General features: G+C 33.2%; 8 protein-coding genes and 1 riboswitch. Of the genes, 5 read left to right on the top strand and 3 right to left on the bottom strand.

Annotated features, from left to right (window positions below):
• The first annotated feature begins 1 nt into the window (after position 1).
• A complete protein-coding gene (locus COJ46_RS07480; protein ID WP_097975054.1) occupies positions 2 to 1,165 on the top strand; it encodes a mannitol-1-phosphate 5-dehydrogenase in 1,164 nt (387 codons plus the stop codon).
• Between the two features lie 93 nt (positions 1,166 to 1,258).
• Here COJ46_RS07480 and COJ46_RS07475 read toward each other — a convergent pair whose 3' ends face one another.
• A complete protein-coding gene (locus COJ46_RS07475) occupies positions 1,259 to 2,506 on the bottom strand; it encodes a helix-turn-helix domain-containing protein (protein WP_097975056.1) in 1,248 nt (415 codons plus the stop codon).
• A gap of 404 nt (positions 2,507 to 2,910) precedes the next feature.
• Between COJ46_RS07475 and COJ46_RS07470 the strand changes: the two genes are divergently transcribed.
• Positions 2,911 to 6,969 (top strand): S8 family serine peptidase, encoded by a 4,059-nt coding sequence (locus tag COJ46_RS07470; RefSeq protein WP_098565812.1) that lies wholly within the window; start codon positions 2,911 to 2,913, stop codon positions 6,967 to 6,969.
• A gap of 146 nt (positions 6,970 to 7,115) precedes the next feature.
• On the opposite strand, the gene rluF is transcribed toward COJ46_RS07470, so the two are convergent.
• Positions 7,116 to 7,832 (bottom strand): 23S rRNA pseudouridine(2604) synthase RluF, encoded by a 717-nt coding sequence (gene rluF / locus COJ46_RS07465; protein ID WP_176522492.1) that lies wholly within the window; start codon positions 7,830 to 7,832, stop codon positions 7,116 to 7,118.
• A gap of 189 nt (positions 7,833 to 8,021) precedes the next feature.
• Positions 8,022 to 8,123, top strand: a riboswitch (purine riboswitch).
• Positions 8,124 to 8,210: 87 nt separating this feature from the next.
• Here rluF and COJ46_RS07460 point away from each other — a divergent pair.
• Entirely contained in the window at positions 8,211 to 9,512 is a 1,302-nt protein-coding gene (locus COJ46_RS07460; RefSeq protein WP_098565811.1) for an NCS2 family permease, read from the top strand.
• A 65-nt stretch (positions 9,513 to 9,577) separates the two neighbouring features.
• Here COJ46_RS07460 and COJ46_RS07455 read toward each other — a convergent pair whose 3' ends face one another.
• The gene (locus COJ46_RS07455; RefSeq protein ID WP_097975062.1) at positions 9,578 to 10,912 is read right to left on the bottom strand and encodes an APC family permease; all 1,335 of its coding nucleotides are present in this window, start codon (positions 10,910 to 10,912) and stop codon (positions 9,578 to 9,580) included.
• Positions 10,913 to 11,195: 283 nt separating this feature from the next.
• On the opposite strand from COJ46_RS07455, the gene COJ46_RS07450 reads away from it, so the two are divergent.
• The gene (locus COJ46_RS07450) at positions 11,196 to 11,909 is read left to right on the top strand and encodes an MBL fold metallo-hydrolase (RefSeq protein ID WP_176522493.1); all 714 of its coding nucleotides are present in this window, start codon (positions 11,196 to 11,198) and stop codon (positions 11,907 to 11,909) included.
• Positions 11,910 to 12,071: 162 nt separating this feature from the next.
• Positions 12,072 to 12,269 (top strand): hypothetical protein, encoded by a 198-nt coding sequence (locus tag COJ46_RS07445; protein WP_097975065.1) that lies wholly within the window; start codon positions 12,072 to 12,074, stop codon positions 12,267 to 12,269.
• Positions 12,270 to 12,304 lie beyond the last annotated feature (35 nt).

Here is a 12,304-nt window from a genome sequence, read left to right as displayed (position 1 = left end):
AATGTTAGCTGTACACTTTGGCGCCGGAAATATTGGAAGAGGATTTATAGGACAATTATTACACAAAGCAGGGTACGAGATTTGTTTTGTTGATGTAAACGAAGAGATTATTAATGAACTGAATGAGAAGAAATCATATACTGTCATGCTAGCAGATCGTACTCAGGAAGAAATAAAGATAACAAATGTAAGGGGGATTAACAGCCTGAAGGATCCAGGAAAAGTTGCAAAAGTAATTTCACAGGCTGATATTGTAACGACAGCAGTAGGTCCCTCAATTCTTCCTAAAATAGCAAAGCTAATTGCAGAGGGATTAATTGAAAGAGTTGAGAATTCAGATAAAGCGTTAAATATAATTGCATGTGAGAATATGATAGGTGGAAGTACTTTTTTAAGAGATGAAGTTTATTTAAATATGACATTAGCTCAGAAGAAAAAAACTGAACGGTCGGTCAGTTTTCCGGATGCTGCAGTAGATCGAATCGTACCAATTCAAAGTCATGAAGATAAATTATTAGTGGCAGTTGAACCTTTTTATGAGTGGGTAATTGATCAATCAAAAATGATCGGTGAAGTTCCAGCAATTGATGGTGTAACTTATGTAGAGGATTTACTTCCCTATATTGAAAGAAAGTTATTTACCGTAAACACTGGTCACGCAGCGACTGCATATTTAGGCAATTTCTACGGATATAAAACGATTAAAGAAGCAATTTCTGATGAGAATATTAGGAATACTGTTAGTTCTATTTTAGATGAAACAGGAAAGTTATTAGTTAAAAAATATAACTTTGACTTAGATCAACATAGCGCTTATATTAAAAAAATAATAGGTAGATTCGATAATGAATATATTTCAGATGAATTATCTCGTGTTGCTCGTTCTCCAATTCGTAAATTAGGAGCAAATGACCGTTTTATTAAGCCGGCAAGAGAGTTGATAAACTTTGGGATAACACCTAACTATTTAGTTAAAGCAATTGCAGTTGCGCTATTCTATAAAAATAATGATGATCATGAAGCAGTTGAACTACAAAGCTTCCTCCAAGATCACTCTGTGGAAGAGTTGCTTGTTAAATATTCAGAATTATCAGATTACAGGAAGCTAATTAGTTTTATTCTTGATGAATACAATCAGTTAGAGAAGGACTTACTTGTACATTAATTTTACTAGAATGATAGACTCACTAAAATTCATTTTAAGGGACAGACTCAATAGAATCAGTCCCTTAAATCTATACTGTCTTATCCGTTTTAACTAATTACCACTAATAAACATTTTTCCAGTATGAACTGCTTTCTCATATTGCTTAGTCTTAACATAGTACGAATAGAGCAACTTTGCATACTTACTTGAATGTGTAACATGGTGGTGTTCCTTAAAGAAAGGAAATGCAGTTTGTTCCATGAACTCATAATATTCATCATAATTTTCGTTAAAACGTAAAATTAAAATCTTAAAGAGAATTCTATATAAATCATTTGTAGCTTTTTCAGAAAGAGCAAGTCCTTCATATGCTTCTTCTAGCAATTCATTTGTTGATAGAATCTTTCCTTCCCCGGCATTATCTAAATAGTTGTATAAACGATTTAAATATGGCAATGATTGTTTATCAGCTTCGTCAATAGATTTTTTAAAATAGATATGTGCATTTTTAAAGTCTCGCTTCCAAAAATACATTAGACCTAAATTATGTAAGATCATTCCTCTTTTATCTAAAAGTCCTAAAGCTTCGCTATGCTCAATTAAACTTTCATACCTTACTACTATTTCTTCAAAATCTAGTTGTGTACTGTCTTTTAATTGTACTAACATTAGGGATTCTGCCAAAATTGCTCTCGTGTAATTATTTGTTTTATTAAAATATCTAAATGCCTTTTCACCGTAGAAATATGCCATAACCTTAGACTGAGTCCAATGATAGGCTGACCCGAGATGATAGTAATATTCTTTATTTCCATATTCCTCTATATTGACCTTTTTTAATTCTTGGAGCGCAATTTGTCTATTTACATTTCCTAGTCGTGTATATTGGGTTAAATAATAGATCCCTCTAACGTGATGGAGTAGGTTCTTTTCATATGTTGACATAGGAGGAGAATCTTTTTCGATCCGATTAATAATGCGATCTGCTTTATCTGTATTTTTACTTAAAATAAAATAGCGGGCTAATAATAGCTGATAATAGGTAGCATAGTTGGATGTGTTAATATAGTGAATGCTTTCTAATTCTTCCTTTATGATTATGACATCCTTCATTCGCTCTAATATGATTGCATTATGCCATTTTTGTAGTTTCTTCTCGATATTTTGAACAGTGGCTATCTCATTTTTAATGTCAATTTGAAGACGTTGAGAGAACAGTTGAATGATTTCTTCAGAATATCGGGTTTCCCCTCTTTCAATTCTACTTACATGGGTAGCGGTACAAATGTCTTTTCCTAATTCCTCTTGTGTCAATCCCGCTTTTTTACGATAAAATTTAATGATTTCGCCTTCAAGCATATATTCTCTCCTTTTCTAATTCCAGATGATTAACTATGAAGTTTTTTGCGTCAGTGCAAGATTACATTCCTACAATTTGCGAATGTCCATTGCAACGCAAATCTAAGAAACTAGAAAGTACAAAGACTTTGAAATACCTATTCATTTATTATAACTAGAAATTTTTAAAGTCAAATACTTTCATTTTAAATTAAAAATAACACAAATTTTTCAGCAAAATTTCATGTTTTTTTAATATTTAATGAAATTTTCTTTCAAATTTCAATGCTTTTTAGGAAAAAAAACCTACAAAATGACCAAAATTTCGATTAAAAATAACACAATATGCATTTTTCCTAAATGCTATTACTATTGAAATAGTAAGAATTTTTTAATTATACAGAGAAAAGTGGGGGATGAAGTCTATGAAGGTAACAACATTAGCAAAGCACTCGGCAGTACTTGCTCTTTCAACGAGTCTGCTTATTTCACCTTTTAGTGCAAAGTCATACTTAACGGCAAAAGCAGCAACTTCTAAAGCAGAAGAAATTTTAGCTTCAATTACACCAGAGCAAAGAGAAGCATTAAAACAACTAGAATTAAACAATCAAGAAGGACTTCAAGGATTCGGGGAAGGTGAACTAAATTCTGATAAAAACGTCTCTGTCATCGTTCAGTTTAATTCAGATCCTAGTAATGTTGCAGTATTAGAAGCAGCAGTTGATGGAAAGACTTTAACGAAAACATCAGCACAAGCACAAGTTGATAAAGAGCACAAGGTTTTTAAAGAAGATGTAGGAAAGTTCGTTAAGGTTAAGGAAAAGAAAAACGCTCCTGTCATTACAAAAACGTATAAAACAGCATTTAATGGTGCAGCGATTACACTTCCTGCAAATCAAGTGAAAGAACTTTTAAAGTCAGATGCTGTAAAAACGATTTATAAAGATGTAACGTTTAATATTGATCCAATTAAAGAAGATGTTCCAACAGATGTTGGAAGTAAAATAACTACATCAGTTGATAGTATTCCTTATTTAAACGTGGACAAGCTACATAAAGAAGGAATAACAGGTAAAGGTGTTAAAGTAGGGGTACTAGATACTGGTATTGACTATAACCACCCTGATTTAAAAGACGCTTTTAAAGGCGGATACGATTTTGTAGATAATGATAATGATCCAATGGAAGCTACTTACAAAGACTGGCAGGCATCAAACCAACCTGAAAGTAATGGTAATGGTACTTATTATACTGAGCATGGTACGCATGTATCAGGGACAATTGTTGGACAAAATAAAAATGATAGTGAAGTTTCGGTAGAAGGAGTTGCACCTGACGCGGATCTATATATGTACCGTGTGCTTGGTCCATACGGAAGCGGATCATCTGAAAATGTAATCGCAGGGATTGATAAAGGAGTTCAAGATGGTATGGATGTTATTAACCTTTCGTTAGGAGCAGGAATTAATGATCCATATTATCCAACAAGTACGGCAATAAATTATGCTGTACTAAATGGCGTAACAGCGGTAGTTTCAGCAGGTAACAGTGGACCTAAAGCTTATACTTTAGGCTCACCAGGTACGGCAGCATTTGCTTTAACAGTAGGAGCTAGTGATGTACCAACGACAATTTCAACATTTGAAGGTAAAGTGGAAGGCGGATGGTCAACTGATCTTGTTAGTATGGCTAGGAGCTTCGCTGATCACTTTAATAGTTTAGAAGGAAAATCTCTTGAACTAGTAGATGTTGGATTAGGAACATTGGATGATTACAAAAATAAAAATGTTACCGGGAAAATTGCTTTCGTTCAACGTGGGAATTTTGCACTAGTTGATAAAGTTAAGTTTGCAAAGCAAAACGGAGCAAAAGCTGTCATTATGTACAACAATGGGGATGGCCATGTTGGATATAACTTAGGTGAGTCAATGGAATATATTCCTGCATTCTCAATGACAAAGAAAGCAGGAGAAGAATTAAAGGCGAAAATTGCAAATGGAAATACAATTTTTACATTTGCAAATCTAAAGGAAAAGTCTACTGAAGGTGATAAGCTAGCGGACTTTAGCTCAAGAGGACCAGTTAACGGTAACTTCCAAATGAAGCCTGAAATCACAGCACCTGGTGTAAGTGTTCTATCTACGGTTCCTTCATATATAGCAAATCATAATACACCAGAAGACTATAAATATGCATACCAAAGAATGGATGGAACGTCTATGGCATCGCCATTTGCAGCTGGTGTTGCGGCGTTATTACTCGGACAGAATCCAAACCTTCAGCCAGCAGATGTTAAATCAATCCTTATGAACACTGCTGATAAACTAAATGGAGATTATAGCGTGTTTGAAGTAGGAGCAGGTCGTGTAGATCCATATCAAGCTCTTCACACCCAAACAGAAATAAAAGTACAAGATGAGACATTAATCCCGGTTGGAAACGAATTATTAAAAGCAAAAAATGAAACTGGAGGGTTAAGTTTCAGTAAACAAGTTGTTAAAAATGACTCACAACTAAAAGTAAAGAAAGACATTGAGTTTAAAAACAATAGCGATAAAAAGAATACATTTGATGTAAAAGTAGTGGATAATGCAAATGGTAAGAATGGATTACAAGAGAACGGGGTTGTTCTAGATATTAGTAATTCAATTAAAGTGGACAAGAACACCGTTAAAACAGTAAAAGCAACATTAACGGTTCCATCTACAGCAAAAATAGGTTTTTATGAAGGCTATGTTTTAATAACAAATAGTGAAGATAAAACAGAGCAATATCGTATCCCATTTAGTTTTAAGAAATCAGATGAAGGCTTTGATATGCTAAATCTACTAACGCCTGCTATTTCACCTTCTTATTATAATCATGGGTATGACAGTTATCGCACAACAACAGTATTATTGAAATTCAATTTAGGTTCACCAATCAATACACTAGATGTCATATTGCAAGACGGAAAAACGAATGAAGATTTAGGATTAGTCGGTACACTTAATCTAGAAGGAAGACCAACGGATAATGACTACTTCCTTCAAGCGTTTAGTGGGGAGTATAACAAGTTTACGGGAGATAAAAAACATCCTATCTCTGAAGAAACAACGGTTGCTAAACCTGGTCACTATAAATTAAAATACGTTACTACTTTACCAAGTGGAAAACAAAAAATAGACTTTGATGATGTATTTATTGATATTGATACACCTAAAGTAAAAAGCTCACTAGATTCAGATTCACCGTTTATTGAGTATAAACCGGGTCAAAAGACAGTTCCATTTGAAATGGAAATAATAGATAATGCTTTAACTGAAATGCAGAATGCAGGTATGAATTTAGATGAAACATCGAACTTTGCAATCTTTACGTATGGCATGCCTTTTCCAAACGGTCCAATTAAAATGGACAAAAACGGTAAGTGGATTGATGAGGTAGAAATGGTTGATGGTGTTAATTCTCTATCATTTAATTTAATTGGTTACGATGCAGCTGGAAATCAAGCAAACTGGAAGGAATACTACTTTGTAAAAGAAGGTACACCTGTCTCATACGCGAAACATAATGTAGAGTTAGCTAGATCAGGAGATATCTTGTCTGCATCTCTAGTATTAGACAACTTACAAGGTGTTAAAGAAGCAACATGGAATTTTGATGATGCACAGGCTGCAGGTGTTCCTTATGTTAATCTTGTTGAAGCATCTTTAACGGATAAATTCAAGGATAAAGCAACCATTCAAGTAACTGGTAATAAAATAAAAGTCACTTTTAAAGAAGCGATAGTATTTGACCGTGCAGAAATAGTAAACGTAAAAGTAAAAGTACAAGATCAACTTTTCTATCCAATAGGTTATATTAACCCATCAGCTAATATAGTAGATGCTAATGGTCAAGCAGTTAAGCTATTAAATGCAGGTAAACGATTCCAATTAAAATCAAGATTTAATCGAGTGCAAGGCAATATTATACCAGAGGGGTACTTAGTTGAAGGTCAATCATATACTGGATACCGTAATTGGACAAAAGTAGGCGCAACGATGAAAGTAACAAATGGAGCCTATAATCTAGACGCGACTAATTTAATTAGTAGTGGTGGACGCTTTAATATAGAACCACTTCCTCTAAATAAAGATGCATATACATTTGAAGTTAATGTACCTGGACACTTTATTACAAAGGAAACAAAGAAATTTGGTTTCGAATACAAAGGCGAACTATATGGTAAAACGGATTCAATTAACGTTAACTTAGTTGGTGGAGATGTTAACCAAGATAACGTAATCGATGTAGAAGATGCACTTTACGTCCAAAATTACTGGGGAACAAACAATTTAAATGCTGATATCAATTTCGATGGAACAGTAAATGCAAAAGATTTTGCTTTTATCGAGAAAAATTACTTACAGCAAAATCCATCAGTTCAAAACGCGCCTACACCGAAAACAATCTATAATAACCAAACGTTACAAACGATTAAGAGTCAATTAGGCTTATAATCATATATCCCAAAGAAGCTACTATTAAATACTACTTAATAGTGGTTTCTTTTTTTGTAGGAATTCAAATCATACAAATATAAGGATACCCCTAATTGAACAAAAAAGACTAATTTCAATTAAATTGAAACAGTCTTTTTTTAAGTTTACCATTCATTTGGTTCGTAATTTAATTCTCTAAATAACTGAGTTTTTTCTTTCTTAGATAAGTCTCTCCATTGACCAATTGGTAAATTGCCTAGATGAATATTCATAATTCGAGTTCGTTGTAATCGACAGACTTCATAACCTAGCGCTTCACACATACGTCGAATTTGACGATTTAAACCTTGTGTTAAAATGATTTGGAAATCATATTTTGAAAGTTGTTTAACTTCACATGGTAATGTTTTCGTACCTAATATTTTTACCCCTTCGGACATTTTAGTTAAAAAGTCAGGCGTTATTGGTTTATCTACAGATACAATATATTCTTTTTCATGTCTATTTTCAGCTCGTAAAATTTCATTTACAATATCGCCATCATTTGTAAGGAGAATCAAGCCTTCAGAATCCTTATCCAATCTTCCGATATTAAAGATACGTAATGGATGGTTTACGAGATCAACAATATTCCCTTTAACACCTTTTTCAGTAGTACTAGTTATACCAACTGGTTTGTTTAAGGCTATATAAACATGATTTCGAGCTAGTCTAATATGTTCACCATTTACAATTACTTCATCACCAGGTTCAACTTGATCGCCGACTTTTGCTACTCTACCATTTAATTTTACGCGTCCTTCACTAATTAACTTATCCGCTCCACGTCTCGAAGCCTTTCCAGACTCACTAATAAATTTATTTAAACGAATGTTAAACAACCCCTTAAATTCTAAATTATACTTTCAGAATAACATAGATAGCTTTTTAATGAGAATACCATTCGACTATTACTAAAAAGTACTTTTAAATTGTTACTACTATTTTATCCACATTCATTATAATATTTTCTAAATTATATAACAAAAATGTTTTTTATTGACAGACTGTAAGGCAGGTCGTATGATAGAAAAAATATATTAATATTTTCTCATATAAACTTGAAAATAAGGTTCAAGAGTTTCTACCTAGCGCCCGTAAACTGCTAGACTATGAGGAAGAGCTCTGGATTTTTGTTTTCTTTACAATGTAAAACTGCCTGCTTTTTCTCATGAAAAGCGGGCAGTTTTTTTATTTTAATATAATAAAGGAGTCATCATATGTTTCAACTTAAAGAACGAAATACTTCAGTTAAAATTGAAGTATTAGCTGGTTTAACTACATTTTTAACTTTGGCGTACATCATTATTGTCAATCCAATGATTTTAAAGGACGCAGGTGTACCGTTTAACCAGGCATTTTTAGCTACTATTCTAGCAACCATTATTGGTACTTTAACGATGTCTTTAATAGCTAATTATCCCATCGTTATAGCGCCAGCAATGGGGTTAAATGCCTATTTTACTTATTCTGTGATTGGGGGACATAATCTCCCATATTCAGTAGGTTTTTCTGCTGTTTTTATTACTGGAATTTTATTTTTACTACTTTCTTTAACATCTTTCCGAACAAAATTGATTCAAGCAATTCCTGCTAACTTAAAGCATGCAATTGCTGCTGGAATTGGTTTATTTATTACCTTTATTGGTTTGCGTTTATCAGGTATTGTCGCAGATCATCCTGCTAATCTAGTTCAAATTGGTGATTTTAGTTCTCCTAAAGTTGCACTTACATTGATCGGTCTACTAATAACAATTGTATTTATGGCACTTAACTTAAATGGTGCGTTATTTCTAGGGATGATTACGACAGGTCTAATTGCATATTTTACAGGTCAGTTAAATTTTGCAAATAGTTTTGTTGCTATGCCACATTTACCAAAAGGAATTTTAGTATACAACCCAATTGATTCAGTGAAAGACATTATTGAATATGGACTTTATAGTGTCATTTTTTCATTCTTACTTGTCATGTTATTCGATACAACAGGAGCTTTACTAGCAATCGTTAAACAAGCAGGTCTTATCAAAAATGGTAAGTTAGAAAAGGGAGGAAGTGCATTCTCTGCTGATTCAATTGGAACAATAGTTGGTGCAATGTTAGGAACAAGTCCGACTGCAGCAACTGTAGAATCCTCTGCAGGTGTTGGTGCTGGTGGAAAAACTGGTTTAACATCATTAACTGTTGTAGTCCTATTTGTAATCGCAGCATTTTTTAGCCCAATGATTGGTTCAGTATCAGATGTTGCCGCAATTACAGCGCCTAGCTTAATTATTGTTGGCTGTTTAATGATTAAAAGTATTTCGGAGATTAAATGGGATGATTTTGAAGAAGCATTCCCGGCATTTTTAGTCATTGTTAGTATGCCATTAACATCAAGTATTGCAAACGGTATTGCTTTAGGCTTTATTTCTTATCCAATCATGAAAATCGTTAAACGTAAATTTAAAGACGTACACCCATTTGTATATATATTTGCAGTACTACTCTTAGTTCAATTAGTATTTTTTGCACATAAATAATAGAGACATAAAAAAGCAGGTAAAAGATATTGAAGTCTTTTACCTGCTTTTTATTAATCTATATATTAACTTGCTTTATATTTTTCTTCGCTTCTAATAGTCGATTTTAGTCTCCAATAAACAGGTAAACCAACAATTGCAATACCAATTGATACAAGTGCATCTATTGGGGCATTTATAATCGTACTACCGATGATGTAAAGTGTACCTAATATTGCCACAATCGGAGTGATAGGGTATAAAGGTACTTTATATAATTTATTTCCACCTTTATCTTTTTTACGTAATATGAAGATTGCATTAAATGCTAGTCCATAAAATAAGAAAACTGCAAATATAGCCATATCAGAAAGTCGATCTGGGTTCCAGAATATCATCATTGCTAATGCTAAAACAATTTGAAAAACTGTTGAGCCTACTGGCGTATTAAATTTTGGGTGAATACTAGATAATACTTTTGAACCAGGTAGGAAGTTTCGTTCTGCCATTGCAAATGTAACCCTTGGGAATGTAAGAATTTTGCCATTTAAACAGCCAAAAATAGAAATTAAGATTCCGATGGCAAGAATTTTTCCACCAATACTACCAAATAGTGAAGAAGCTGCCGCAGTAGCTGCATTAGGACCTAATTCAACAATTTTACTAGCAGATAAAACATGTAGCATTGCGATATTAACAGAAAGATAAGCTAAAATAACAATAACAATACCGGAAATAATTGCTCTAGGAAGAGTCTTTGAAGGATTCTTCATTTCTCCTGCCATAAAACCTACATTCATCCAACCGTCATATGCCCATAAAGTCGCTAATACTGCTGCGCCCATATTAAGTGCTTGAGTAGAACTACCACTATCTGCATTAAAAACTGATACGTCCCCTTGAAGAATACCAAAAACAGCAATTAAAATAATAGGAACTAGTTTACCAGCAGTAGAGATTGTTTGAATAAATCCACCAAGTTGAGTGCCTAGTATATTTAGACCACCAAGTAATATAATCGTGATAATAGCAATAACTTTGCTACTTCCCTGAAAACCGAAAAAATCTGCCAACAAAGAGCCAAAATAAAGACTAAGAGCACCCATAACAGCTGGTCCATAGACGAGGGTTTGTACCCAACCGCATAAAAATCCCCACTTCTCACCATAAACCTCTTCTATATAAGCATATAATCCACCAGTTCTCGGGATTTTTACACTTACTTCAGCGATCGTTAATCCACTTGCTAGTGTAATAACACCACCGATAATCCACGCTAAAAGAGCCATAGTGGAGTTAGCAGTTGAAGACAATACAATCCCAGGTTTCATAAAGATTCCAGAACCGATTACTGTACCGATTACTAAAGACGTTGATACGAAAAAGCCAATATTTTTCTTTAAATTTAGTTCTTTTTCCACGTTAAACTCTCCTTCCAGGACTATATTTATAAAATTAGAAAGATTATAGCATATTTATTTTCTAATCTATTTTTTTCTGAAAAGTTAAAATTATTTTTTATGTATTTTTGATCTAGTGGATAAGACCCATTAATTCTGCTAAATTTTCATAATATTTATTCATTATGACTAGATAACATATTGATAAAAGGTGATTAGTCGCAAATATAGAACACTATAATGTAGGTATTTCAGACCGATTTTTAGTTAATTATGGAATGCTATCTATTCTGGAGGTGAAGACGTGGAAGTTTCTTTTGAACGTGTGGTAGATAACATATACGCTTTAGCGATATGGGATACCGAATGGAAGTCATATAATAATTGCTACTTTATAATTCAAGATAATGGAGTTACTCTCATTGATTCAGGAAAAGGGACCCACTCTAAGTATCTTAGGAAAGCTCTGGTTGAATTGGGGAAAACTCCAGAAGACGTCCATCTCTTTTTAGCTACACATGGACATGAAGATCATATTGAAGGTTCTAGTATTTTTAAAAACGCTAAGAAATTTATCCATTCAAATGATAATAATTTGATTGATTCACATGAATTAAGTCAATTTAGTAATGACCTGGAAGATTTTGAAGTAATAAAGGAGTTTGAATATGATTTAGTTGGATACCATACTCCAGGTTCGGTCGTATTTTACCATCGCCCATCAAAAGTAGTTTTTACAGGTGATTTCTTATGTTTCTTCGGTGATCCTTTATCAAAGGATGGACTAGTCTCTAAAGGAGATGACCTTAGAAATGAGTGGGTAAAGTATTTGAGAAATGGTGGAGTCTCAACAGAACACTTAGAATGTTTTCTAGGTGGACTAAAAAAAATAAATCAATTTGAAAGTAGTGTAATGTGTACTGGACATGGCGGTGTCCTAGTAGGAAATATTAAAGAGTTTATAAGTGAACTAATTGATGTTGGAGTCCAATATAGTAAAAGAGTATCAGACTGTTGACCGATTAAATCAGTCTTTTTTATAGGGAAGTAGTGTATAGAAAGAGCTTAATTTTGCTTCTAGAAAGGTTAGAATGGAATATTCTTACCAATAATGAACTATATAGACTGTAAAAGGGTTTCTTTAAAATACTTAAAATTACTTTAATGGGGGTGCATTGTAATGAGGTTAAAAACATTTATTGGGCTATTATTAGGTTCATTTACAACATTCTTCATTTTAAGTCTCCTAAGTAATAAACTTACCAATAAAGAGTACTGGTTTTATGCAACAATTTATCTTGTTTTTATGGTTTTAGCATACTTGGCAATTAACTTAATTCGAAAAGTTAAGTCATCAAAGAAGACTGATTCATTTTGAATCAGTCTCAGACTATTGACAAACGCTCGCTTTCT

The organism is Bacillus sp. AFS077874, assembly GCF_002566505.1.
Taxonomy (GTDB): domain Bacteria; phylum Bacillota; class Bacilli; order Bacillales; family Bacillaceae_G; genus Gottfriedia.
Note: the sequence above shows the minus strand (reverse complement) of the source record. Positions and strands in the feature narration are given on the sequence as shown.

What these genes read in the sequence shown, in the direction of transcription:
- COJ46_RS07480 (WP_097975054.1), top strand. Translation starts at nt 2, where the DNA reads ATGTTAGCTGTACACTTTGGCGCCGGAAATATTGGAAGAGGATTTATA.
- COJ46_RS07475 (WP_097975056.1), bottom strand. Translation starts at nt 2,506, where the DNA reads ATGCTTGAAGGCGAAATCATTAAATTTTATCGTAAAAAAGCGGGATTG.
- COJ46_RS07470 (WP_098565812.1), top strand. Translation starts at nt 2,911, where the DNA reads ATGAAGGTAACAACATTAGCAAAGCACTCGGCAGTACTTGCTCTTTCA.
- COJ46_RS07460 (WP_098565811.1), top strand. Translation starts at nt 8,211, where the DNA reads ATGTTTCAACTTAAAGAACGAAATACTTCAGTTAAAATTGAAGTATTA.
- COJ46_RS07445 (WP_097975065.1), top strand. Translation starts at nt 12,072, where the DNA reads ATGAGGTTAAAAACATTTATTGGGCTATTATTAGGTTCATTTACAACA.